The organism is Streptacidiphilus jeojiensis, assembly GCF_042510965.1.
Taxonomy (GTDB): Bacteria; Actinomycetota; Actinomycetes; order Streptomycetales; family Streptomycetaceae; genus Streptacidiphilus; species Streptacidiphilus jeojiensis.
The window spans coordinates 79119-102697 of the sequence record NZ_JBEUKS010000001.1; the positions used below are offsets into that span (position 1 = coordinate 79119).

The following is a 23579-nucleotide window of genomic DNA, read 5'->3' on the forward strand; positions in this document are numbered from 1 at the left end:
GCCGTGACCACGCCTCTGTGACCTCGATGCGCCGCCGCCCTGATCCTCCCCCCACCGGAACGCCGATGCGTTCCGCAGCGGCGGCGGCGCATCGACCTTCCTGCAAGCCCCCACGTTCGACCGCACCAGGAGGAACCTCGTGACATGGTCACGTAAGTACAAGATGATCGCCGCCGTCACCGTGCCGGTGGCTGCGATGGCGACGGCCCTGACCGGCGCCGCCCAGTCCCAGGCAGCCGGCACCTTCCCGGCCCACTACGCCGCCCCGTACCTGGAACTGTCCAGCAGCACCGTCGGCGACATGACGGCCGACATGAACGCCACCGGGCTGAAGTACTACACGCTGGCCTTCCTGATCCCCCAGTCCGGCTGCACCCCGCAGTGGGAGGCCGGCGGCAGCTCGCTGGGCGCCTTCACCTCACAGGTGAACACGCTGAAGTCGGCCGGCGGCAACGTCATCATCTCCTCCGGCGGCGCCGAGGGCGGCGAGCTCGCCGAGACCTGCACCTCGGTCACCTCGCTCACCGCCGCCTACGCCAACATCGTCAACACCTACGGCATCACCAAGCTCGACTTCGACATCGAGGGCGGCACCCTGGACGACTCCGCGGCCAACACCCGCCGCAACCAGGCGCTGGCCGCGCTGCAGGCCCAGAACCCGTCGGTACAGGTGGACTACACCCTCGCCGTGGACCCCACCGGCCTGCCCAGTGAGGAGCTCGGAGTCCTGCAGGGCGCCAAGAGCGCGGGCGTCAACGTCAGCACGGTCAACATCATGACCATGGACTTCGGCGACGGCCAGAACGCCTTCAACGACGCCGAGTCCGCCGCCCGGGGCACCGCGGCCCAGCTCGCCAGCCTGTACGGGATCTCCACCTCGGCCGCCTACGGGCGCCTCGGGCTGACCCCGATCGCCGGGCAGAACGACGACAACGAGAACTTCACCCAGGCCAACGCCAGCGCGCTGGAGAGCTTCGCCGCCAGCAACGGCGTCCAGGAGCTGTCCTTCTGGGAGGTCAACAGCTACGACAAGGGCACCGGCTACGCCTACTCCCGGATCTTCAACGCGATCACCGGCGGCACCACCACGCCCCCGCCGACCACCGGCGGTCAGATCACCGGCTACGGCGGCAAGTGCGTCGACGTGGCCGGGGCCAGCAGCGCCAACGGCACCGCGGTCCAGCTCTACACCTGCAACGGCACCAGCGCCCAGCAGTGGACCTCCTCCAGCGGAACGCTCCAGGCACTGGGCAAGTGCATGGACGTGACCGCGGCCGGCACGGCGAACGGCACCCAGGTCCAGCTCTACGACTGCAACGGCACCGCCGCCCAGCAGTGGACGCACCAGTCCAACGGCGAGCTGGTGAACACCGGCTCGGGCAAGTGCCTGGACGCGACCGGCCCCAGCTCCGCCGACGGCACCCGCCTGCAGATCTGGACCTGCGCCGACTCCGCCAACCAGCAGTGGACCCTGTCCAGCTGACATCCAGCCAGTACGGCAGGACGCACCAAGCGTCAACCAGCGCCTCCCCGGACGCCGCCCATGCGGCGGGCCCGGGGAGGCGTTTCAACGTCAGGTGTGCTGGGCCGCGAGCGACTGTACATCACTCGCCCACCGAGGCGATCAGCACTAGCGTCCGCGAGGTGACGGCAGCAGACGACGTCCTTGCCATCGTGGCGAAGTGTTGATCAAGAAGGCTGGTGAGCGGCGTGGTTCCGGCCGGCCCGAGACTGATCCTGCTGTGCGGCCTTCCCGGGGCGGGAAAGACGACACTGGCCAGGAGGCTGGCCCAGGAGCTTCCGGCGGTCCGCCTGTGCCCCGACGAGTGGATGGTGGACCTCGGGTTCGACCGCTTCGACGGCCGGGCCCGCGACCGGGTCGAGCAGCGCCTCTGGCTGCTGGCTCAGGAGCTGATGTCCCAGGGCGCCGTGGTGATCCTGGAGAACGGGTTCTGGGACCGTGCCGAGCGTGACGAGAAGCGCCGCCTGGCCCGATCCCTCGGAGCGGCCGTCGAACTGCGGTATCTGGCCGTGTCCTCGAAGGAACTGCATGAGCGTGTCGGCCGACGCAACCAGGAGCCTGGCGCTGCCGTGATCACGCCCGAACTGCTCAGGGAGTGCGAAGCGTCCCTGGACGTCCCCACGGACGAAGAACTGGAGCTGTTTGACGACCCCCTCGGCTGAACCTCGCACCTCGTGGTCAGCGAGCGTCCGCCACCGGTGCGAAGGGCCCGTCCAGGGCTGCCCACTGCAGGAGCATGATCGTCTTCCCGTCGGCGATGCGGCCGTCTCGGGTCATGGCGAGGGCATCGGCGAAGGGCAGTTCGAGGACCTCGATGTCCTCGCCGTCCTCCTCGAGTCCGCCGCCGGCCCCGGTGCGGTCGGCCGGGGTGTAGGGGGCGGCGAAGAAGTGCAGGCGTTCGGTGACCGAGCCGGGGCTCATGTAGGCGTCGAGGACGTGGGTGAGCGGGCCCAGGGTGACGCCGAGTTCCTCGGCGCACTCGCGCCGGACGGCGGCGGGCGGGTCGTCCGCGTCGAGCAGACCTGCGGCGGCTTCGACGAGCATGCCGTCGGGGTGGTCGTTGACGTAGGCCGGGTAGCGGAACTGACGGGTCAGCAGGACGCGGCCGCGTTCGGTGTCGTAGGGCAGGACGACGGCGCCGTCGCCGCGGTCGTAGGTCTCGCGCTGCTGGGTCTCCCAGCGTCCGTCGCGGCGGCGGTAGTCGAAGGTGGTGCGCCGGAGGACGTGCCAGCCCTGGGACGTGAGCTCGACGTCGCGCACCCGGACGTCGGGGTTACGGTCAAGGCCACGTCCGGCCCGGTCGAGGCCGGTGCGGCCGCGGTGGTCGGGAACGTCTATGCCGGTGCGGGCTGCCACCTGGCCTCCTGCGGGGATGAGCACGGGTTGGTCGTTCACAGGCGCTACGATACATGCAGAAACGTGCAAGAACAGGAGAGAGTGCGGATGCTGGCTGCTGAACGGCGCGACCACCTACTCGGTCTGCTGGCCCGCGAGGGCAAGGTCGTCGCCAAGGACGTCGCGTCGGACCTGGGGATCTCCGAGGACAGCGTGCGGCGCGACCTGCGCGACCTCGCCGCCGAGGGGCTGTGCCAGCGGGTCTACGGCGGAGCGCTTCCGGTCTCGCCGGCGGTGGCGGACTACGCCGCCCGGCAGAGCGTGGCCCCGGACGGGAAGCGGAAGGTCGCCGCTGTGGCCGCCGCCCTGGTGCGGCCGGGCAACGCGCTGATCCTCGACGGCGGCACCACCGCCCTCGCCGTCGCCCAGGCGCTCCCCCAGGATCTGGTCTGCACCGTGATCACCCACAGCCCGACCATCGCAGCGGCCCTGCTCGACCATCCGCAGGCGGAGCTCTTCCTGCTCGGGGGCCGCATCTTCAAGCACTCGGCGGTCGCCTGCGGCGCCGCCGCGGTCGAGGCCGCACAGAACGTCTCCGCCGACCTGTGCCTGCTCGGCGTCACCGGCGTGCACCCCGAAGCGGGACTGACCACCGCGGACGCCGAGGAGGCCGCGATGAAGCGCGCCCTGGCCGCGCGGGCCGCGGAGACCTACGTCCTCGCCTCCTCGGAGAAGATCGGCACGGCTTCTCGCTTCCGCGTACTGCCCTGGGAGAAGGTCAGCGGACTGATCACCGACGCCGACCCCCATGACGCAGTCGTCGAGCACCTCGCAGCGCACGGCGTGGAGATCCTGGCAGCCGGCTGACGGCCACGGCCCGGACGCGGCGTCAGACCGCGGTCGGGGGTGAAAGCAGCGCGTCGATCTCGGCCAGTTCCTCGGGGGTCGGCACCCACTCCCCCGCGGCGGCGTTGGCGCGCACCTGCTCGGCAGTGCTCGCACCGGCGATGACCGAGCCGCAGCCAGGCCGTGCGGCCAGGGCGCCCACGCCGATCTCCAGGACGCTCCGGCCGTGCGCCTCGCCCCAGGCGGCGAGGCGCTCGACCGCGTCGAGGCCGGCCTCGGTCACCCGCTCGGGTCGCGACTGCAGGCGCGAGCCCGCGGGCACGCCGGTGGCGCGGCGTACCTTGCCGGTCAGCAGTCCGTTGGCGAGCGGGAAGTACGGCAGCACCCCCAGGCCGTAGTGCACGGCCGCGGGCACCACCTCCTGCTCCACCCGGCGCTCCAGCAGCGACCACTCGTTCTGGGCCGAGACGAACGGCACGGCCCCGGTCTCCCGGGCCACGTGCGCGGCCTCGGCGATCTGCCAGCCCGCCAGGTTGGAGTGTCCGATGTAGCGCACCTTGCCTTCGCGCACCAGTTCGCTGAGCGCGGCCAGCGTCTCGGCGATCGGCGTGCGCGGGTCGGGGGTGTGCAACTGGTAGAGGTCGATGTGGTCGGTCTGCAGGCGTCGCAACGACTCCTCGACCGCACGCCGGATGTAGGAGCGCCCGCCCTTGGCCCCGGCTGCGGGCCCGTACCCCATGTCGATCCCCTGGTGGCCGAACTTGGTGGCCAGCACGACCTCGTCGCGTCGCCCCTTCAACGCCTGGCCGAGCAGCGTCTCGGAACCGCCCTTGGCGCCGTACATGTCGGCGGTGTCGAAGAGCGTCACCCCGGCGTCGATCGCCGCGTCCACGACCGCGACTGTCTGTGCCGCGTCGAGCCTTCCGCCGAAGTTGTTGCAGCCCAGCCCCACCACGGAGACCAGGAGTCCACTGTTGCCAAGGGTTCGATAGTCCATGGGGCCACTCTAGATCGGGCACGGCAACGGGACGTGTCGGCCCGTCACCCGGTCGGGCGCCGGAGGCGCACGCGTCGGCGAGTCCTTGACGGATCCCGCAAGGGAGGAAAGCATCGCGGGGGAACACGACGAGGAGGACCGGGATGGGGACGGACCAGGCAGCTCTCGTAGCCGCCCTGCACGAGGCCGAGCAGAAGCTGCAGGCCGCCGTTCGAGCAGGGGACAGCGAGGCACTGGACCAGCTCCTGGACGACCGCGTCCGCTACACCGGGCCCGACGGCCGCGTCCTCACCAAGGCGGACGACCTGGAGGCGCACAGGTCGGGCGCCCTGGCCGTCGCGGTCTTCGACCAGCAGGACCTGCAGGTGACCGTGGTCGGCTCGACCGGGATCACCCTCGTCCTGGCCGGGTTGCAGGGCACCGCGGGCGGACAGCCGTTCGCCGCGCGCCTCCAGTACACCCGCACCTGGGTGTACGCCGATGACGCCTGGCGCGTCCTGGCTGCCCACGCCAGCGCGGTGCCCGACCTCGACGGGCCGCCCTCCGCGGGCTGAACCCCGAGGAGCCGTCCGGGTCGGGCGGCCCGGGCTCAGATCTGCTCGCGCACCAGTTCCTCCAGCAGCGTCAGCGCGTCCTGCATGCCGTCCTCCATGCCGGAGTTCAGGTGCGCGTCCCGGTTCGCCCGGCTCTGGTGCTCGACCAGCATCTCCAGGTAGGTCCGGCCGTCCTTCTCGGTGAACGTCGTGGTGTTCACGGCCTTGGCGTCGGGGACGCCGGAGAAGGTCTCCGTGGTGACCAGGCGCTCGTCCGGGACGACCTCCAGGTACGCGCCGTAGAAGGCGAACTCGTAGCCGTTGAACGCCTTCGCCGCCCAGCGCCAGCTGCCGCCGACGCGTACGTCCATCTCGACGTCGGTCACCTCCGAGCGGTTCGCGTGCCACCAGCGGCGCAGCAGCTCCGGGGTGGTGAAGGCCTGGTACACCAGGTGCCGGGGCGCGTCGAATTCGCGCGTGATCAGGATCTGGGTGTCGGTGGGGGTGGTGACGGTCGCCCGCCGCTGGTTCGCCGCAGTCATGATGTCCGCTCCTCGTCCGTCGTTTCCGATGTCGCCGGCCGCGATCCCTGGCGGTCGGCCTGCGCCTGCTCTGCCTTCAGGTCCTCGAGCACCGCGTCCAGGCGCTCGAAGCGCTCGGTCCAGAGCCGCTCGTAGTCCTTGACCCATTCGAAGACCTGGCGCAGCGGCGCCGGCTCGAGCCGGTATATCCGCTGCCGGCCCTCGTCCCGGACCTGGACCAGCCCGACCTCGCGCAGGACCCGCAGGTGCTTGGAGACCACCGGCTGCGCCACGCCGAGCTGCTCGACCAGGTCATTGACGGACCGTTCGCCCCGCGCCAGGGCGTCGAGGATGTCCCGCCGCCGGGGTTCGGCGACGGCGTTGAACGCGTCCGTCGTGGTCGCAGCTCTCGCCATGGCTCCATCGTATGCCAATATGGACATACGTCAATCGGTACGTGGCCGTGGTCGCTGCACGGCTGGAACGTCAGAGCTGGAGCAGGCGCTTCTTCACGGCCGCGAACTCGGCGTCGTCGAGCGCGCCCGAGTCGTGCAGGGCGGCAAGCCGCTCCAGTTGGTCGAGCAGTTCGCCGCCCTCCCCTGCGGGTGGCGCCGGTTCGGTGGGAGCTGCGGCTGACACGGCCGCCCTGATCGCGCTGCGCAGCTTCTCGGTGAACTCCTCCGCCTCCTCCATGCCTTCCCAGCGGTGCGCCCCGCTCAGGGCGACCACTTTGAGCACCATGCCGCTCAGCCGGGTCGACTTGAGCTCGACATGGGTGATCCCGATCAGCGGCACCGGCACTCCGGGCCGCCCTTCCTTGAGGTAGAGCAACCGGTGCGTGGTCACCAGCAGTGCGCCCTTGGCCCAGTCGTCCTTGCCACGGCAGGCGGTCAAGGCGACCGGCTGCTCGCCGGGCAGCGCATCGGCCTGCGCCGCCCGCGCCGCCTGTGCCGCCTTCGGCAGCCGCTTGGACGCGCTGTCGCCGAGCGCGTCCGCGGCAATGTCCGTCACCAGGTCACTCCAGTCCATGCTCCCCAACCTACGGTGTTCCCACGTCCGATTGCTCGCCTCGCACCGGATACGGGTCACGCCGCAGGGACGCCTCCGCCGCCACGAAGGGCACGCAGGCCGGTGCGGATTTCGTCGACCAGGATCTCGGGCTGCTCCAGGGCCGCGAAGTGGCCGCCCTTGTCGGCCTCGCCGTAGTGGATCAGATTGCTGTAGGTGTCCTCGATCCAGCTGCGCGGCAGGCGTGGGATGTCCTTCGGGAAGACGGTCACGGCGACCGGGAGCGACACCTTGGGGCCGGCGAGGGTGGCCGACCTGTTCTCCCAGTAGATGCGGCCGGACGACGCAGCGCTGTTGGTGAACCAGTACAGGGATATCGCGTCGAGCATGTCGTCCGTGTCGAGGGCGTCCTCGGCGAGCCCGTGGTTGTCGGTCTTGGACTGGAACTTCTCGTAGATCCACGCCGCCTGGCCGGCGGGAGAGTCCGCCAGGGCGAATCCGACGGTCTCCGGCCTGGTGCCCTGGAGGTGGTTCGACCCGCCGAGTTCGCCGGTGTAGCGGGCGAGGGTCTCCACGGCGTAGCGCTGTTCGGGCGACAGGGTGTCGGTGTCGGGGATCTGCGCGGGAAAGGCGTACTGGGTGTTCAGGTGGATTCCGAGCAGCCCCTCAGGTCGCATCGCCCCAAGGGCGGTGGTGACGACGGCACCCCAGTCACCGCCCTGCGCGGCCCACCTCGTGTAGCCGAGACGCTTCATCAGCTCCGTCCAGGCGCTTGCGATGCGCGCTACGTCCCACCCGGTCTGCGTGGGCTTCTGGGAGAACCCGAACCCGGGGAGCGAGGGGATGACGACGTCGAACGCATCGGCGGCATCCCCTCCGAACGCCACCGGATCGGTCAGCGGGCCGATCAGCTTCAGGAACTCGACGATCGAGCCGGGCCACCCGTGCGTGAGGATCAGCGGCATCGCGTCGGGATTCCTGGACCTGACGTGGATGAAGTGGATGTCCAGCCCGTCGATCTCGGTCAGGAACTGGGGGAAGCGGTTGAGCTCGGACTCGAAGCGCCGCCAGTCGTAGCCGTGCTCCCAGCGGTCGACCAGGGATCTGGCGTTCTCCAGGCGAACGCCTTGCGACCAGTCGTCCACCGTTTCCGGATCCGGCCAGCGCGTCCTCGCCAGTCGCTGCTTCAGGTCGTCGATCTCCGCATCCGGGATCGAGACGGTGAACGGACGGACGAGGGTCGAGGCCGGCAGTGTCGGCGGCGGCGTGGGTGCGGTCATGGCCTTCTTCTCTCCTCCTGTGCTGCGAGGCACAGCGCGGATTTTCATTGCACACTGCTGTGCAATCTACTACACTGCACAGTGCTGTGCAACAATGGCGCCGTGCCTACCGAGTCCTCCCGTCTGCGCTCGATGAACGAGACGCGCGATCGCATCCTCGACGTCGCTCTCGACGTGCTGGGAGAGAACCCCGAGGCCGGCATGGGCGACATCGCCTCCGCCGCCGGCGTCGTCCGTCGTACGGTCTACGGCCATTTCCCCTCGCGCCTCGACCTGATCCGGACCCTCACGGAACGGGCCGTCACCGAGATGACCGCCGTGCTCACCGAGGTCAACGCCTCCGACGCGGCAGCGGACGCGACGTGGGTCCGGTTCATCGCCCGGGTCTGGCCGGTGGCGCACCGCTACCGGGTGCTGCTGGCGCTGCGCCGTGGCGAGTACGGCGAGGCGATCCACGGCCTGCTCGGGCCGCTCGACGAGCTCCTTGCCGACCTGGTGGAACGGGGCCAGGACGGCGGTGTGTTCGCGCAGCACCTGCCGGCGGGCGTTCTGAGCCAGGTCGCCTACGGCGTCGTGTTCGCCATCGCGGACAGCGACCTGTCGAACAGGACCCCGGGAGCCCGAGCTGCGACGATCACGAGCCTGCTGATGCTGGGAGTTCCCGAGGCGCGAGCGGTCGCTCTCGTCAGCGACCAGCCCTGAGCCGCAGCTCTTGAGCGGTGCCGAGGATCAGGGGCCGCACATCGCGTCGACGACGCTTCTCACCAGGGCGGACAGCTCCTCGGGCTTGCCGTCCCGGGCGAGCTTGCCGTAGAGGACCAGCGAGGCCAGCCCGTGGACCAGGGCCCATGAGCCGGCCATGAACGCCGCCTGCTGGTCGGCCGGGCGCGTGTTCACCGCGGCCACGCGCGCGGACAACACGGCGTAGGTCTCATCGGCGGCCGTGCGGGTCTCGGGGTGCCGGATGTCGCAGGGGCGGGCGAACATCAGCCCAAAGAGCGCCTGATGGTCCAGCGCGTAGCGGACGTAGGCCTGCGCCAGCGTGACCAGTTCCTCCCCGGGGGCGGCGGTGGCCTCCGCCGCCAGCAGGGTGCGGCGCAGGTCCTGGAAGCCGTGCGTGGCGAGCGCGGCCAGGAGGTCGTCCTTGTCGGGGTAGTGCCGATAGGGGGCGTTGGGCGAGACCCCGGCCCTGCGGGCGACGGCTCGCAGCGACAGCGCCGCCTCGTCGCCCTCCTCCAGCAGTTCGAGCGCGGCGTTCAGCAGGGCGGCGCGCAGATCGCCGTGGTGGTACGCGTCGCGGGCCGTTGCCACCTGATCCACCCTTCCTCCAGGTGCTGCCAGTGTAGGCACCGCCAGGGGCACCACCGCCCGCCAATGTTGACACTGCACACTTCGCGTGCCTAATGTGTACAGCGTTTACATCTGGGGTCGCCACATGCACCCCTCATCTCGCGAGCACCCTGGAACAGGCCCTTGTCCATGCAGACCGCAGTAGAAGCCGCCACCCGACCAGGAATCCGCGACCGGTCATCGCTCCGCTGGTGGGTCCTCGCCGTCGTGGCGACGGCCCAGCTGATGGTGGTCCTGGACACCACCATCGTGAACATCGCGCTGCCGTCGGCCCAGAGCGACCTGGGCTTCTCCAACGGAGACCGGCAGTGGGTGGTCACCGCCTACGCCCTCGCGTTCGGCAGCCTGCTGCTGCTCGGCGGCCGCATCTCCGACATGTTCGGCACCAAGGTCACCTTCCTGGTGGGGCTGGTCGGCTTCGCCGGAGCCTCCGCCCTCGGCGGCGCCGCAGGCAGCTTCGAGAGCCTGGTCGTCGCCCGCGCCCTGCAGGGCGTCTTCGGCGCACTGCTCGCCCCGGCCGCCCGATCCATCCTGACCACGACCTTCACCGACGGAAAGGACCGGGCCACCGCCTTCGGCGTGTTCGGTGCCGTCGCCGGCGCGGGCGGCGCGATCGGGCTGCTGCTCGGCGGACTGCTGACCGAGCACCTGAGCTGGCGCTGGACCATGTACGTCAACCTGGCCTTCGCCCTGCTCGCCTTCGTCGGCGGTGCGCTGCTGCTCAAGCGCTCCGGCCGGAACCGGGACGCCACCCTGGACGTGCCCGGCACCGCGCTGGTCTCCGCCGGCCTGTTCGGCATCGTCTACGGCCTGGCCAACGCCGAGTCGCACTCCTGGGGCTCCGCCGACACCTGGGGATTCCTGGTCGCCGGCGCCGTGCTCCTGGCCGCGTTCGCCTGGTGGCAGGCCAGGGCTACGCACCCGCTGCTGCCGCTGCGCGTGCTGCTGGACCGCAACCGCGGAGCGTCCTACCTGGCCGTACTCGTCCTGGGCGCGGGCATGTTCGGCGTGTTCCTGTTCCTGACCTACTACCTGCAGCAGACCCTCGGCTACACGCCGGTCAGGACCGGCCTGGCGTTCCTGCCCATGGTCGGCGTCATGGTGATCATGTCCGTGCTGTCCACGACCGTGCTGGTGCCGCGCCTCGGCCCGAAGCCGGTGGTGCCGCTGGGCATGGGCCTCGCCGCAGCCGGCCTGGTCTGGATGACCTCCCTGGGACTGCACAGCAGCTATGCCGGGCACATCATGCCGGCGCTGCTCGTCTCCGGGGTGGGCATCGGGCTGGCCACCCCGCCCGCGATGAGCCTGGCGACGTACGGGGTCGCGGCGCAGGACGCCGGAGTCGCGTCCGCGGCCGTCAACACCATGCAGCAGGTCGGCGGCTCGATCGGCACCGCGCTGCTCAACACCCTGGCCACCACCACGGCCGCCCACTACCTCGTCGGCCGCAACCCCCGCGACCCCCTGACGTTCGCTCAGGCCGCCCTGCACGGCTACGCCACGACCTACTGGTGGTCCGCCGGCTTCTTCGCGCTCGGACTGCTCCTCAGCCTCCTGCTGTACCGCCGCGGCACGACCGGCCCGGACCCCGTCACCGTCGCCGCGCCGGTCACGGAACCTGCGACGGACCTTGCGAAGGAGGGCAGCTGACATGCGGGCGTTTGTGATGACCCGGTACGGGGACGCGAGCGCGATGGAGATGCGCGACGTCCCCGAACCGACGGCGGGCCGGGGCGAGGTGCTCATCCGGGTACACGCCGCGGGACTGAACCCGATCGACTACAAGGTGCGCCAGGGCGCGATGCGGTTGGTGCACCGCCTCGACCTGCCCCAGGTCGCGGGCAGTGAGCTGTCCGGGGTGGTCGCGGCGGTCGGCACCGGCGTCACCCGGTTCGCGGTCGGCGACCGGGTGTTCGCCCGGGTGGACAAGAAGAAGCTCGGCGCCTTCGCCCCCTATGCCGTCGTCCACGAGACCCTGGTGGGGACGATGCCGCAGTCGCTGGACTTCGCCGACGCGGCCGGCCTGCCGCTGGCCGGGTTGACCGCGCTGCAGGCGCTGCGCGACGAGCTGGCCGTCACCGAGGGCGACCGGGTGTTCATCTCCGGCGGAGCCGGGGGCGTGGGCACCCTCGCCATCCAACTGGCCGTCCGGATGGGGGCGCAGGTGGCCACCACCGCGTCACCGCGCGGCCAGGAACTGGTGCGGTCCCTCGGCGCCACGACGGTCATCGACTACCGGCAGCAGAGGTTCAGGGACGTGCTGAGCGACTACGACGGCGCGCTCGACCTGACCGGCGGGCGGGACCTGTCGGACAGCTTCGCCATCCTCAAGCGCGGAGCCCGCACCGTCTCCGTCGCCGGACTCCCCCAACCCGCCAACGCCCGTGCGGACTTCGACGCGGGCCCGCTGGTGGCGGCCGCACTGTGGGCAGCCGGCGCCAGGATCCGCCACCGGGCCGGGCGGAGTGGAGTCGGCTACCGGTTCCTCTTCATGCATCCCAGCGGGGCCGACCTCGACCTGCTGGCCGGCCTGGTCGACCAAGGGGAGCTGCGGACGGTGACCGACCGGGTCTTCCCGTTCGAGCGGATCGCCGATGCCTTCGCCCACCTCGAACAGGGCCACGCCAAGGGCAAGGTCGTGGTCCGGATGTGAGTGGGGCCGGGCGGCGGCCCGCGGGGCTATCTCCATGGCCGGGAGCCGCACCAGGGACCGCGCAGGGCCGGATGCGCGATCCGGTCCGGCCGGCGGTAGCCGTCCCGGTGCAGTGCATGGGCGAGCTCGGCGCGTTCGAGGGCCGCGCGGTTGCGGCGCTCGCGCCGGGTGGGGTCAGGGCCGGGGTGCGTCGGTCGGCCCGTGTCGGTGGGGGCGTGGAGGACGATCAGGCTCGCGCCCAGCACCGTCGCCGCAGCCAGCGGCAACCACAGCGCGACCGCCGACACGCCGAGCGCGGCGGTGATGGTCAGCGGGGCCAGCGCCCGGCCGAGGCCCAGCGACAGCTGCCAGCGCGCGATGACGCGTCCGCGCAGATGGGGCGGGGCGGCGTCGATGACCAGCGCGGTGCCGACACCGGTGTAGAGGATCTCACCCAGGGTGTAGGGGACGCAGACCAGCGCGACGGCCCCCGCACCCGCGTTGCCGTGCCCGCTGCCGGCGAGGAGGAATCCCAGGTAGGAGGCCGCCAGTACCCATCCGGCCAGGGCGAAGACATGGCGTCGCGGCCGCCGCGACGACCACAGCACCACCGGGAGCTGGGCGAGGATCACCATGGCGGTGTTGCCGACGAAGACGCCGGAGGACCACGCGGGCGCCGCGTGCATCCGGGTGACCAGCACCACCGGCAGGGCGACTTCGAGGATGTCGAAGCAGAACGCGAAGGGCAGGTTGGCCAGGTTCATCAGCGTCAGCCGACGGAGTACGGGCCGGTCGAGGTCCCCGACACGGGTCGTCAGGGATGGTGAACGGGTCGCTGCGGCGGTGCCGGCGCTACCGGCCGTGCCGGTGATCCGGACGGTCGAGACCAGGGCCGCCGAGATCAGGTATCCGGCCGCGGTGCCGACGGCCAGCCAGCGCATGCCGACCCCGCCGGAGCTCACCGCGACGGTGGCCAGCAGGGCGCCCGCACCCGTGCCGGCGTTGCCGAGCGAGCGCAGTGCGGCCAGCACCGCGTCGCGCTCGTAGCCGACCGACAGGTCCCCGATGATCGCGGCCTGCCCGATCGGCGCGGCCTGGTTGCCGATCCCCTGGAGCAGGCAGCACCACAGGAATCCGTCCGCCCCGGGGACGAGCAGCAGCGCGATCAGCCCCGACGCACGAAAGGTCAAGGTGGTGGCCATCAGCGCCCGGCGGGCTCCGCGGTCGACCCAGCGGCCGGCGAGCGGCACCAGGGCGATGCCGACCAGGAAGCCCACCGACAGGGCCAGGCCTGCTCGGCCCGCACTGATGCCGCTGATCGTGACCGCGTACAGGAGCAGGAACGGTCGGATCAACCCGCCGCCCAGGGAGGAGACCAGCGCCGCGCAGGCGTAGCGGCCCCCGCCCAGGCCGCGCAGCAGCTGGGGGGTGGTGAGTCTGGTCGGTGGTGGTGGCGGTGGAACGGTGGCTGTACCGGCAGTGGTGGGCATGCAGCCACGATCGGTGCGGGGCCCCGTTTCCCCCGCGTGGATTGACGATGGTCGTCAATCCACGCGGCCGTGGTCCCGGGCAGGTACGAGGATGGCGTCATGAGCGTCAGCATCGATGTGTCCGACCTGGCCGCGGACGGGTACCTGTTCGCGCCCTCGCCCTTGGCCGAGCTGGGGTCGGCCCTGCACCTGCTCGTGGAGCCGGCCCACCACGCCCAACAGGCCGGCTGGATCACCGCGTCCACCACCCAGATCGACCCGGACCTGATGGACCGCGTCATCACCGCCGACTACCTGTGGCGCACCTCGCGATCGGACATGCTGCTGCCCGCCCGGCCCAAGCAGACCCTGGTCGAGGAACTCGACGTCCTCGACGAACTGGACGACGAGACCTGGGTGCACACCGCTCTGATGACCAGCAGCTGCGGTGTCGTGCCGCTGCGCGAGGACCTCGGATCACCGCTCACCGACGACACCGCCCGCCGTATCGCCCGCGAACGGGCGGCCGCCCGCGGGAGCAGACAGCTCGACTTCGTCGACTACGTCCTCACCGATCCGCAGACCGCCAGGAGCTGGCTGCGGCGCCTGCTCGAGGACTGCGCGACCGGGTTCTTCAACACCGCGTGGCGCACGGTGGCCGGGCGGCTGGGCGTCGACGCCCGTCACAAGCGCGACCTGCTGGCCAGGCACGGACTGCAGCGCACCCTCGCTGCGATCTCCCCCGCGGTCACACTGTCGGCGTCCGGCGGACACATCGTCGTCGACAAACTGCAGGACCGCACCACCAGCTCCGCCGGGACCGGGCTGACGTTCATGCCCAGCGCCTTCTCCCACCCGCACCTGCTCGTGGTCCACGCGCCCGGCCGGCAACCGGTGATCAACTACCCGATGCTCACCACCCCCAGCGAACCCTCCCTGTCCGTGGCGACCGTCCAGGACCGGCTGCACGCCCTGGACCACCCGGTCCGGCTGCGCCTGCTGCGCAGCATCGCCCGCGGACCGCAGACCACCGCCCAGCTCGCCGACGTCTGGCTGCTCACCCCGCCCGAGGTCTCGCGCCACCTCGCCATCCTGAAGAAGGCGGGCGTCATCACCTCCACCCGGACCGGCCGCTACGTCAGCTACGAACTCGACCTGCCCGCCAACGCACGCCTGGGCACCGACCTGATCCAGGCCCTCCTCCGCTGAACACCGTCCTCAGCCACCCGAGCCGATCTCAGACACCGGGTGCCGCAGGCACCTCACCGGTTCCAGCGGCGTCCCGCCGTGTCGGCACCTGGTTGCGCGTCCCCGCAGGTCGTGGCGGTGTCGTCCCGGGAATCCGTCATCCGGGCGGCGGCTCTTGCTCCGGGGCGCCGTCCCGAACAGGATCGGCGTGCTCCGGGCCGAATCAGGATCGGGCCCGGCACCCGGAACACCCCTTGTCCCAGGAGGAGATGCACATGAGGAAGCCCCAGCGACTCGTGACCGGCGTGGCGGCCCTCGCACTGATCGGGGGCGCGACGGCGGTCGCCGCGGTCCCGGCCCAGGCTGCGACGTCGGCTGCGGTCGGCTGTCAGTTCCCGACCGGCACCACGGGCACGACGGGCACCAACGCGCACGGTCTCCCGGAGTTCTCCGGTGGCTCGACCTTCACCAAGCCGAGCACGTCCAGCACCACCTGCCACGACCTGAACGTGTGGAAGGGCAAGTCGGGCGTCAGCTACGAGGGCTGGCTCTACTACGGCAACGGCAACTGGGGCGCGTGCACCGCCGGGTACGTCAAGTACACCGGCAGCCCCATCGTCCTGTGCACCGACGTGCTGGCCGGCACCGTCATGGGTGTGACCTCCAGCAGCGGTGCGGGCCAGAGCATCACCATCGAGGACTGACCTGGTCCGACGCGCTGCTCCAGCTCCGGCAGGCGGCGGCCTGCCGGAGCGCGGACTCCTTCCGGGCCGGGTTCAGGACGGGGCGAGGACGCAGAACTCGTGGCCGTCCGGGTCGGCCAGGCACTTCCACCGCACGTCGCCCTGGCCGAGGTCGATGTCGACGGCACCCAGGACCCGCAGCCGGGCCGCCTCCGCCTCCTGGTCGTCACCGGGATAGGGAAGCAGGTCGAGGTGGACCCGGTCCGGCACGGCCTTCCCGCCGGGGACGCGCAGGAACTCCAGATAGGGGCCGACACCCTTGGCGGAGCGGAACACCGCCTCGTCGTCCGTCACCCCGTGCAGAGTCCAGTCCGTCGCCTGGCCCCAGAACCGGGCCATCGCCCGCGAATCCACGCAGTCGACCACCACCGCGGCGATCGGTCCGGTGTCCCGGTAGACGTCCCGGGGCTCCAGTACGCAGAACTCGTTGCCCTCCGGGTCGGCGAGCACCGTCCACGGCACCACGCCCTGGCCCACCTGGGCGGGCGTAGCACCGAGATCCCTGAGGCGCGCGACCAGTTCGGCGTGGTGCGCCGCGGAGCTGGTGGCGAGGTCCAGGTGCACCCGGTTCTTGGTCGAGGTCTTGGGTTCCGGGACGGCCACGACGTCGACGCAGAGCGCGACCGGATCCGGCCAGACGAACCCGCCGAGTGGTTCGACGTTCGTCACGCCGGGCCCCTCGCTGGAGACGCCCCAGCCGAGGGCCTCGGCCCAGAACCGGCCGACCGCCGCGTCATCAAGAGCCTTGATGTTCACCTGAACGGGTCGCAGTGCCATACCCGCGACCCTATGCACTGGCTGAGCAGTGATCAACTACCAGCCGCTGAGCCGATGTCGACGACGATCTTGGCGTGGGCCGAGCCGTCCTCGACGGCCGCGTGGGCCTGGGCGACCGTGTCCAGGTCGTAGCGGCGGGGGTCGAGCAGCGGCTTGAGCAGGCCCGCGTCGGCCAGGGCGGCCGCCTCGCGCAGGATCTCGCCGTGGTGGTCGCGGCCGTTTCCGGTGAGCATCGGCAGCAGCGTGAAGACCCCGGAGTAGGTGGCGCCGCGGAAGGAGAGCGGGGCCAGGCTGTGGCTGCCCCAGCCCAGGGCGCTCAGCACATGGCCGGTGTAGGTGCGTACCGCGGCGAAGGAGTTGTCCAGGACGGTGCCCCCGACGGTGTCGAAGACGATGTCGAAGCCTTCGCCGCCGGTGTGGGCGGCGACGTACTCCTGCACCTCGGTGCCGGCGTAGTCGATCGCGGTGGCGCCGAGCTGCCGGACGGTCTCGGCGTCGGCGGCCGAGGCGGTGGCGAAGACCTCGGCGCCGCGGGCACGGGCGATCTGGACCGCGACGTGGCCGATGCCGCCGGCACCGCCGTGCACCAGGACCTTCTGGCCGGCACCGACCCGGGCCCGGTCCACCAGGCCCTCCCATGCGGTGACCACCGACAGCGGCAGCGCCGCGGCCTGACGCATGGTCAGTGAGGCGGGCTTGTGGGCGAGCAGCCGGGCGTCGGCGGCGGCATACTCGGCCAGTGATCCCTGCAGGCCCCCGACGCCGCCGCTGAGCCCGTACACCTCGTCGCCGACGGCGAAGCCGGCCACCTGCGGCCCGACCTCGACGACGGTGCCGGCCAGGTCCAGGCCCAGCACCGCGGGCAGGACGGCACGTGCGTGCGCGGCCAGACCGGCACGGATCTTGGTGTCCAGGGGGTTCACACCGCTGGCGGCGATCCTGACCAGGACCTCGCCCGGGCCGGGCGCCGGTCGAGGGATGTCGGCAAGTTCCAGCGGGGTGGCGAACTGTTTGAGCACGGCTGCGCGCATGGTCACTGTCTTTCGGTGGGTCCGGGGGTGGTGGCCGCCGTCCTGAAGCAACGGCTGACCACCACATCGTCCCTATCGGGTGGGGTCGGGGCGGTACGGTCCGGGCGCGTGTCGGCGAGATCCCGGTCGGGTCGGATCAGGGCTGCAGCAGCCACTGGGCCTCGGCGCTGGCACGCGAGGGTCGCCAGTCGATGACCGTGTGCGTGGCCACCTTGCCGATGCCGAACGGGTCCAGGGCCAGGATCCGGCCCAGTTCCTCGCGGTCGGCGGCCCGGGCCAGGATGAGGCCGCCGGTCCTGGGGTCCTGGCGGCCCGAGGCGACGAAGTGCCCGGCCGCGTAGTTCTGCTCCAGCCAGGCGTTGTGGGCCTCCAGGTGGCGGTCGATCTCTTCGAGCGGCGCGGTGTAGTCAAGGATGACGACGAACATGGTGTGCACTGCCAATCTTCGGACGGAGCGGTCAGGGACGGACGGGCGAGGCGGATCAGGCGGGTCGGGCGGGCTGGACCCGGGCCCAGAGATCGTTGAACTCAACGCTGTCGAAGAACGCGACGGCACTGACGATCCGGTGCTCACGCATGGTCAGGAACCACGCGTAGGTATTGTCGTAGCGCGAGCCGTCCCGCACCGTGGCGCTCGCGTCGAACAGCGCGACCACAGTGTCCCCGTCGGCGTACAGCGCGCGCACGGAGGGCACCAGCGGGGTGCTCATCCGGGCGTTGAACGGACGGATGACGGTGTCGAGGAACACCTCGCGCGTGGGGTAGGTACCGGAGGCGACGCTGTTGCCGACGATGGTCCAGTCGGCGTCCTCGGCCAGGAGGTCGAACACTCCCCCGGTGCCGGCGGCCCAGGCTTCGAACGCGTCCGCGACCAACTGCCTGTTGGACTCTTCGGACATGGTGTTCCTCGTTTCATCGGTGAGGGGTTCGGCGGCTGCGCCGTCCCTGTCCATGGTCGCCGCCGCCCCCGGACCGGGCATGAGTCATCCGACCCGGCTTCGACGCCGGTGCCGCAGAGGGTCCGCAAAGGTCAGGTCGGATGACTGGTGCGGCGTGCGGGCCCCCGGGATGAGGATTCAGTTGTCCCCGCCGCTCGGCGGGACATCGCATCCCGATCCAAGGAGCACCCCATGCCGTTCGTCAACGTCAAGCTGGTCGACGGAGTGTTCAGCACCCAGGAGAAGCACGACATGGCCGCAGCCCTGACCGAGGTCATGGTCAAGTTCGAGGGTTCCGAGGCCTTCCGCGAGATCGTCTGGGTCCTCATCGAGGAGCTGCATACCGACGGCTGGCACATCGGCGGCAAGCCCTTCGCCGGCCCCGCCACCCTCCTGGACACCCTCGGCCGCTCCGCCGCCACCTACCAGACCATCGACGGCCACCCCGTCACCCGCCCCGAGCTCGCCAAGGCCGCTCCCTACCTGGAGAAGTGACTCCACCCTGCCCGGTCCTCGCCGGCGGTGCCGACGCCGAATCGGCGCCGCCGCTCCCCGCACCACAGCGTCACCACATCCGATCCCCGCCACTCAGGAGGCACAGCCATGCCCTACATCACCGTCGCCAGGGAAAACACCACCGACGTCGACCTGTACTACGAGGACCACGGCCAGGGCTCGCCCGTCGTGCTGATCCACGGCTATCCGCTGGACGGCAGGTCCTGGGAGCTGCAGATCCCCGCCCTCCTTGAGGCCGGGCATCGCGTGATCACCTACGACCGCAGGGGCTTCGGCCAGTCCAGCCAGCCCACCTCCGGCTACGACTTCGACACCTTCGCCGACGACCTGGACGTGCTGCTCGACGTACTGCGGCTCAAGGACGTCGCCCTGGTCGGCTTCTCGATGGGCACCGGCGAGATCGGCCGCTACATCGGCGCCCACGGCACCGCGAACCTGCGCAAGGTCGCGTTCCTGGCGCCGATCGAACCGTTCCTGCTGCAGACCCCCGACAACCCCACCGGCCTTCCGGCCGGCGTGTTCGACGGGATCATCGCGGCCGCGCAGAAGGACCGGTACGCCTGGTTCACCAACTTCTTCAACGACTTCTACAACCTCGACGAGAACCTGGGCACACTCATCAGCCCGGAGGCGGTGCGCGGCAGTTGGGTCACCGCCACGCGCATGTCCCCGTACGCGTCCTCGGCCGTGGTGCCCAGCTGGCACACCGACATGCGCGCCGACATCGCCAGGATCGACGTGCCGGCGCTGATCCTGCAGGGAACCGCCGACCGGATCCTGCCGATCGACGCCACCGGGCGGCAGTTCACCAAGGCGGTGCCTGACGCGCAGTACATCGAGATCGACGACGCCCCGCACGGACTGCTGTGGACCCATGCGGACCAGGTCAACGCCGCCCTGGTGGACTTCCTCGCCAGCGGACCTGCCCGATAATCGAACTGGAGTTCTTATCATGGAGTCGCTGCGGCCCCGGGGCCGCAGCGGTTACCGGGCAGTGCACTGCGGCGTCGAATAGAGTCGAGAACCTCACGAAGCCTGGGACCGCAGTTCAATTCCACACTCCTTGAGGTGACCGCACCCTCTATGCCGCTGGAGAGAAGCACCTCCCATGAACACAGAGCGCCCGGGCCGCAAGGCCCGGGAGGCCGGCGCCGATCTGACCGGCCGGTCCGACGAACTGGACCTGATCACGGCAGTGATCGACGACACCGCTCGACTCGACGGCTCGCTGACCTTGTTCGGTGACCCCGGCGTGGGAAAGTCCGCCCTGCTCGACGCCGCCGCCGGTCTCGCCCGCGCCAGGGGGATGAGGACGCTGCGGGCCGCCGGTGCCCAGTTCGAGGCCAGGATGGCGTTCGCCGGCCTCAACCAGCTGCTGCTGCCGCTGGCACCCCTGTTCGCGGAACTCGACCCGGGCCAGGCGAGCGCCCTGCGAGTGGCCCTGGGCTTCGGCGACGGCGCGACCCCCTCGCGCATCCTCGTCTCGACCGCGACCCTGTCCCTGCTCCTGCTCGCCGCACGGGAACAGCCGCTGGTCGCCATCGTCGACGACGCCCAGTGGCTGGACGACGCCAGCGCGGACGTGCTGTCCTTCGTGGCCCGCCGGGTCGCCGGAACCCGGGTGCGCGTGCTCACAACAGTCCGCACCACCGGGGAGCCGCTGCGCAACCGCGGCGACGTCAACAGCCTCACCATCCATGCCCTGGACCCCGCGCAGTCCGAAGCCCTGCTGCTGGCGAACTACCCGGACCTGGCCGAGCACGTGCGCCGGCGCATCGTCTCCGAGGCCCAGGGGAACCCGCTCGCTCTGGTCGAACTGCCGGCGACGCTGACCTCGGCCCGCTACCCCACCGCGGACACGCTGCCGACGGTGCTGCCGCTGACCGAGCGGCTCACCCGGATGTTCACCGCCCGGATCACGGCACTGGCGCAGGAGACCCGGGACCTGCTGCTGCTGCTCGCCCTGGACGGCTCGGGCCAGGCGCTGTCCGAGGAGAGCGTGGTGGGACCCGATGCCGCCACCCACCTCGACATCGCCGAACGTGAGCGCATCGTCGTCGTCGACAACCGTCACACGGTGGTCTTCCGTCATCCGCTGGTGCGCTCCGCCGTCGTCGAACTGGCCCGGCCGGAGCAGCAACGCAGGGCCCACCAGGCACTCGCCGGCTGCCATCGCTCCGATCCGGGACGCCGCGCCTGGCACCTCGCCGATGCGTCCCTCGGCCCGGACGAGGAGGTGGCCACCCTGCTGCAGCACGAGTCGATCCGGGCACTCAAGCGCGGGGACCCCTCCGCGGCGGTGGCGGCGATGACCCGGTCGGCCCATCTGAGTCCGGATCCCGATCACCGCTCACAGCGCCTGGCCGGGGCCGCGTACTTCGCGGCCGAGGTGATGGGGGACCTCCACACGGCCTCGCAACTGCTCAACGACGCGCGCCGCCTGGACACCGACCTCGGCTCGCTGGCCACCGCCTCGGCTGCGGCCTCGCTCATGCTGTACTCCGACGCGGACGTGGTCTCGGCCTTCCGGGTGCTCACCACCGCCCTGCGGGCCCCCGAGGCCGATCCGACCGCGGAGGAGATCAACGCCGCGATCTGGGTGCTCTCTGTGATCGCCTCGCTCAACGGGCGCAGAGAGATGTGGGACCCCTACCTCGAACTGGTCGACAGATACCGCGACCTGCTGCCGGAGGGCCTGCTCGTGCGCTCCGAGGTCGTCTCCAATCCGGCCCTCGTCTCCCCCGAGGCACTGAACGCCCTGGACCAGGAGATCGCGACGCTGGCCACCGAGCTCGACCCCGGCCAGATCATCCGGGTGGGGTACGTCGCCAACGATGTCGACCGCCTGTCCGACCTGCGCGAACCACTGCTGCGGGTGTGGCAGGACGCCGCCCGCACCGGGGCCGTCGCCTCCGTCACCAACGCGCTGATGCTGCTGTGCGCCGAGAGCTACCTGGCCGGGCGATGGGACGACACCCAGCGCTTCGCCGAGGAGGGGCTGGAACGCGCCCAGTCCTACGGATACGTCAACTTCGTCTGGTTCCTGCACTACAGCAAAGCCCTCGCGGCAGCCGCGCTCGGGCAGCAGGACGAGGCGGAGGAACCTCTGGAGGCGATGCTGGCCTGGGCGATCCCACGCCAGGCCTTCATCGTGCCGCAGCACGTGTACCGGGTGCGGACCCTCGCCGCGATCGGCCGCGGCGACTTCGAGACGGCCTACACCGAGGCGACCAGGATCAGCCCACACGGACTGGAACCCGGCACCGCCCGGCAGCTGCAGCTGTTCGTCGCCTACGACCTCGTCGAGGCAGCCGTCCGCACGGGCCGGACGGACCAGGCACAGGGATTCGTCGAGGCGATGCTGCGGATGGGTATCACCAGGATCTCCTCGCGCTGGACGATGCTCGTGGCCGCCGCGCAGGGCCTGGTCTCGGAAGGGGACGTGGCGAGCGCCCACTTCGAGCGGGCGCTCGCAGCGGCGCCCGAGCACCTGTGGCCGTTCGAACGCGGGCGGGTCCTGCTGGCCTTTGGCGAGCACCTGCGCAGGGAGCGGGCCACCGTCGAGTCGCGGGTACGCATCAACGCCGCGCTGACGGTCTTCGATCGGCTGCGGGCCGCACCGTGGGCCGAGCGCGCCAGGAACGAACTGGCAGCCACCGGCGTGTCCCGGCGGCAGGCCGACTCGGCAGACGTCCAGCTCACTCCGCAGGAGCTGCAGATCGCCACGCTCGCGGCCTCGGGGCTGACCAACAAGGCCATCGGCGAACGGCTGCACCTGTCCGCCCGCACGGTCAGCGGGCACCTCTACAACGTCTTCCCCAAACTCGGCGTCACCGCCCGCGCCGGCCTGCGCGACGCGCTCACCGCCCGAACCGAGGACCGGCCGCCGCCGCAGCCCTGACGCCCCGTCGGGTCTGCGGTCGGTTCAGGCCTTGCGGGCCACTCCGCCATAGAACACCACCTGGGCCATCTCGGCGGGGACCTCCTGCTCCGGACGCCAGTACGGGACCTGGACCAGCCCCGGGTCGAGCAGCGCGAAGTCTCCGAAGAACTCGCGGATCCGGTCGCCGGTACGCAGCGTCAGCGGTGAGGTGGCCCGCTGCTTGTAGACCTCGGTGATGGTACGGGCGTCGGTGGCCTGCGCCGGGGGGACGAAGTCGCCGGTGGCGTGGGAGAGCACCAGGTAGCTGCCGGAGGGGAGCGCGTCGCGCAGCAGCGCGGTGACGGCGTCGGGTTCCTCGGCCTCGGTGACGAAGTGCAGGACTGCCACCAGCATCAGGGCCACCGGCCGGTCGAAGTCGATCGCGGCCCGCACCGCGGGGTCGGCCAGGATGGCGGCCGGGTCGCGCAGGTCGGCCTGGACGACCGTGGTGGCGCCCAGTCCGTGACCGGCCATCAGGGCGCGTGCGTGGGCCAGCACGATCGGGTCGTTGTCGACATAGGCGACGCGGGCTGCCGGATTGACGTTCTGGGCGACCTCGTGGGTGTTGCCCGCGGCCGGGATCCCGGTGCCGATGTCCAGGAACTGGTCGATGCCCTGTTCGGCGAGGAACCGCACCGCCCGCCCCAGGAACGCCCGGTTCGCCTGGGCGAACACCCGGGTCTGCGGACCCACTGCCAGGATCCGTTCCGCGGCCTCCCGGTCGGCCGGGAAGTTGTCCTTCCCACCCAGGTAGTAGTCGTACATCCGCGCCGGATGGGCCACGCCCGTGTCGATGACGGGAGGCACCCAGGGTTCCGGCGAAGAAGCGGACCCCAGTGCCGCACCCGAGAACACGTCCCTGCTCATCGACAACTCTCCCTCGACGTCCATCACTTGATCGGATCAAGAGTAGGTCCGAATCGAATCCGCGAGCGGGCACTCCACGGAAGTATTCGAACCGGAACCCGCGC

25 protein-coding genes are annotated in these 23579 nt (G+C 71.0%); 12 read left to right on the top strand and 13 right to left on the bottom strand.

The window, feature by feature from the left end; genetic code table 11:
* Window positions 1-139 precede the first annotated feature (139 nt).
* Both ABUW04_RS00385 and ABUW04_RS00390 read left to right on the top strand, forming a co-directional pair.
* Window positions 140-1483, top strand: coding sequence for a ricin-type beta-trefoil lectin domain protein (locus ABUW04_RS00385; protein WP_380561523.1), 1344 nt, complete (start codon window positions 140-142; stop codon window positions 1481-1483).
* A gap of 218 nt (window positions 1484-1701) precedes the next feature.
* Window positions 1702-2184, top strand: coding sequence for an AAA family ATPase (locus tag ABUW04_RS00390; protein ID WP_380561525.1), 483 nt, complete (start codon window positions 1702-1704; stop codon window positions 2182-2184).
* 16 nt (window positions 2185-2200) lie between these two features.
* On the opposite strand, the gene ABUW04_RS00395 is transcribed toward ABUW04_RS00390, so the two are convergent.
* Complete coding sequence (locus ABUW04_RS00395) at window positions 2201-2878, bottom strand: NUDIX domain-containing protein (protein WP_380563395.1); 678 nt, start codon at window positions 2876-2878, stop codon at window positions 2201-2203.
* A gap of 87 nt (window positions 2879-2965) precedes the next feature.
* Here ABUW04_RS00395 and ABUW04_RS00400 point away from each other — a divergent pair, with 87 nt between their 5' ends.
* Window positions 2966-3724, top strand: coding sequence for a DeoR/GlpR family DNA-binding transcription regulator (locus tag ABUW04_RS00400; RefSeq protein ID WP_380561527.1), 759 nt, complete (start codon window positions 2966-2968; stop codon window positions 3722-3724).
* Window positions 3725-3746: 22 nt separating this feature from the next.
* On the opposite strand, the gene ABUW04_RS00405 is transcribed toward ABUW04_RS00400, so the two are convergent.
* Window positions 3747-4700, bottom strand: coding sequence for an aldo/keto reductase (locus ABUW04_RS00405; RefSeq protein WP_030252559.1), 954 nt, complete (start codon window positions 4698-4700; stop codon window positions 3747-3749).
* A gap of 143 nt (window positions 4701-4843) precedes the next feature.
* Here ABUW04_RS00405 and ABUW04_RS00410 point away from each other — a divergent pair, with 143 nt between their 5' ends.
* Entirely contained in the window at window positions 4844-5254 is a 411-nt protein-coding gene (locus ABUW04_RS00410; RefSeq protein ID WP_380561529.1) for a nuclear transport factor 2 family protein, read from the top strand.
* Window positions 5255-5289: 35 nt separating this feature from the next.
* On the opposite strand, the gene ABUW04_RS00415 is transcribed toward ABUW04_RS00410, so the two are convergent.
* The 4 genes from ABUW04_RS00415 to ABUW04_RS00430 all read right to left on the bottom strand — a co-directional run bounded on the left by ABUW04_RS00415 (window position 5290) and on the right by ABUW04_RS00430 (window position 8042).
* Entirely contained in the window at window positions 5290-5775 is a 486-nt protein-coding gene (locus ABUW04_RS00415; protein ID WP_380561531.1) for an SRPBCC family protein, read from the bottom strand.
* Window positions 5772-6170 (bottom strand): ArsR/SmtB family transcription factor, encoded by a 399-nt coding sequence (locus tag ABUW04_RS00420; RefSeq protein WP_380561533.1) that lies wholly within the window; start codon window positions 6168-6170, stop codon window positions 5772-5774. Before ABUW04_RS00420 ends, ABUW04_RS00415 begins: the two co-directional genes overlap by 4 nt.
* Window positions 6171-6240: 70 nt before the next feature.
* Complete coding sequence (locus tag ABUW04_RS00425) at window positions 6241-6783, bottom strand: SHOCT domain-containing protein (RefSeq protein ID WP_380561535.1); 543 nt, start codon at window positions 6781-6783, stop codon at window positions 6241-6243.
* A 56-nt stretch (window positions 6784-6839) separates the two neighbouring features.
* Window positions 6840-8042, bottom strand: coding sequence for an epoxide hydrolase family protein (locus ABUW04_RS00430; RefSeq protein ID WP_380561537.1), 1203 nt, complete (start codon window positions 8040-8042; stop codon window positions 6840-6842).
* A 102-nt stretch (window positions 8043-8144) separates the two neighbouring features.
* Here ABUW04_RS00430 and ABUW04_RS00435 point away from each other — a divergent pair, with 102 nt between their 5' ends.
* Window positions 8145-8744 carry a TetR/AcrR family transcriptional regulator gene (locus ABUW04_RS00435; RefSeq protein WP_380561540.1) on the top strand — a complete coding sequence of 200 codons (600 nt, stop codon included), beginning with the start codon at window positions 8145-8147 and terminating at the stop codon, window positions 8742-8744.
* A gap of 27 nt (window positions 8745-8771) precedes the next feature.
* Here the strand turns inward: ABUW04_RS00435 and ABUW04_RS00440 are convergent, their stop codons facing one another.
* The gene (locus ABUW04_RS00440) at window positions 8772-9353 is read right to left on the bottom strand and encodes a TetR/AcrR family transcriptional regulator (RefSeq protein WP_380561542.1); all 582 of its coding nucleotides are present in this window, start codon (window positions 9351-9353) and stop codon (window positions 8772-8774) included.
* Between the two features lie 168 nt (window positions 9354-9521).
* Between ABUW04_RS00440 and ABUW04_RS00445 the strand changes: the two genes are divergently transcribed.
* Entirely contained in the window at window positions 9522-11042 is a 1521-nt protein-coding gene (locus tag ABUW04_RS00445; protein ID WP_380561545.1) for an MFS transporter, read from the top strand.
* A gap of 1 nt (window position 11043) precedes the next feature.
* On the top strand, window positions 11044-12045 hold the full coding sequence (locus tag ABUW04_RS00450; protein WP_380561547.1) for an NADP-dependent oxidoreductase: 1002 nt from the start codon (window positions 11044-11046) through the stop codon (window positions 12043-12045).
* A 26-nt stretch (window positions 12046-12071) separates the two neighbouring features.
* Here ABUW04_RS00450 and ABUW04_RS00455 read toward each other — a convergent pair whose 3' ends face one another.
* Window positions 12072-13514, bottom strand: coding sequence for an MFS transporter (locus ABUW04_RS00455; RefSeq protein ID WP_380561549.1), 1443 nt, complete (start codon window positions 13512-13514; stop codon window positions 12072-12074).
* A 99-nt stretch (window positions 13515-13613) separates the two neighbouring features.
* On the opposite strand from ABUW04_RS00455, the gene ABUW04_RS00460 reads away from it, so the two are divergent.
* On the top strand, window positions 13614-14702 hold the full coding sequence (locus tag ABUW04_RS00460; RefSeq protein WP_380561551.1) for a DUF5937 family protein: 1089 nt from the start codon (window positions 13614-13616) through the stop codon (window positions 14700-14702).
* A gap of 254 nt (window positions 14703-14956) precedes the next feature.
* On the top strand, window positions 14957-15385 hold the full coding sequence (locus tag ABUW04_RS00465) for a hypothetical protein (RefSeq protein WP_030252584.1): 429 nt from the start codon (window positions 14957-14959) through the stop codon (window positions 15383-15385).
* Window positions 15386-15457: 72 nt separating this feature from the next.
* Here the strand turns inward: ABUW04_RS00465 and ABUW04_RS00470 are convergent, their stop codons facing one another.
* The 4 genes from ABUW04_RS00470 to ABUW04_RS00485 all read right to left on the bottom strand — a co-directional run bounded on the left by ABUW04_RS00470 (window position 15458) and on the right by ABUW04_RS00485 (window position 18131).
* Window positions 15458-16201 (bottom strand): VOC family protein, encoded by a 744-nt coding sequence (locus tag ABUW04_RS00470; RefSeq protein ID WP_380561553.1) that lies wholly within the window; start codon window positions 16199-16201, stop codon window positions 15458-15460.
* 32 nt (window positions 16202-16233) lie between these two features.
* Complete coding sequence (locus ABUW04_RS00475) at window positions 16234-17232, bottom strand: zinc-dependent alcohol dehydrogenase family protein (RefSeq protein WP_030252588.1); 999 nt, start codon at window positions 17230-17232, stop codon at window positions 16234-16236.
* A 136-nt stretch (window positions 17233-17368) separates the two neighbouring features.
* The gene (locus ABUW04_RS00480) at window positions 17369-17659 is read right to left on the bottom strand and encodes a YciI family protein (RefSeq protein ID WP_030252590.1); all 291 of its coding nucleotides are present in this window, start codon (window positions 17657-17659) and stop codon (window positions 17369-17371) included.
* Window positions 17660-17714: 55 nt separating this feature from the next.
* Window positions 17715-18131 carry a nuclear transport factor 2 family protein gene (locus ABUW04_RS00485; protein WP_037594824.1) on the bottom strand — a complete coding sequence of 139 codons (417 nt, stop codon included), beginning with the start codon at window positions 18129-18131 and terminating at the stop codon, window positions 17715-17717.
* Between the two features lie 231 nt (window positions 18132-18362).
* On the opposite strand from ABUW04_RS00485, the gene ABUW04_RS00490 reads away from it, so the two are divergent.
* The 3 genes from ABUW04_RS00490 (at window position 18363) to ABUW04_RS00500 (ending at window position 22587) form a co-directional block, all read left to right on the top strand.
* Window positions 18363-18665, top strand: a complete 303-nt coding sequence (locus ABUW04_RS00490) for a tautomerase family protein (protein ID WP_030252593.1) — start codon at window positions 18363-18365, stop codon at window positions 18663-18665.
* 108 nt (window positions 18666-18773) lie between these two features.
* Window positions 18774-19619, top strand: coding sequence for an alpha/beta fold hydrolase (locus tag ABUW04_RS00495; RefSeq protein WP_380561555.1), 846 nt, complete (start codon window positions 18774-18776; stop codon window positions 19617-19619).
* 175 nt (window positions 19620-19794) lie between these two features.
* Window positions 19795-22587, top strand: coding sequence for an AAA family ATPase (locus ABUW04_RS00500; RefSeq protein WP_380561557.1), 2793 nt, complete (start codon window positions 19795-19797; stop codon window positions 22585-22587).
* Between the two features lie 24 nt (window positions 22588-22611).
* Here ABUW04_RS00500 and ABUW04_RS00505 read toward each other — a convergent pair whose 3' ends face one another.
* Window positions 22612-23475, bottom strand: a complete 864-nt coding sequence (locus tag ABUW04_RS00505) for an SAM-dependent methyltransferase (protein WP_380561559.1) — start codon at window positions 23473-23475, stop codon at window positions 22612-22614.
* Window positions 23476-23579 lie beyond the last annotated feature (104 nt).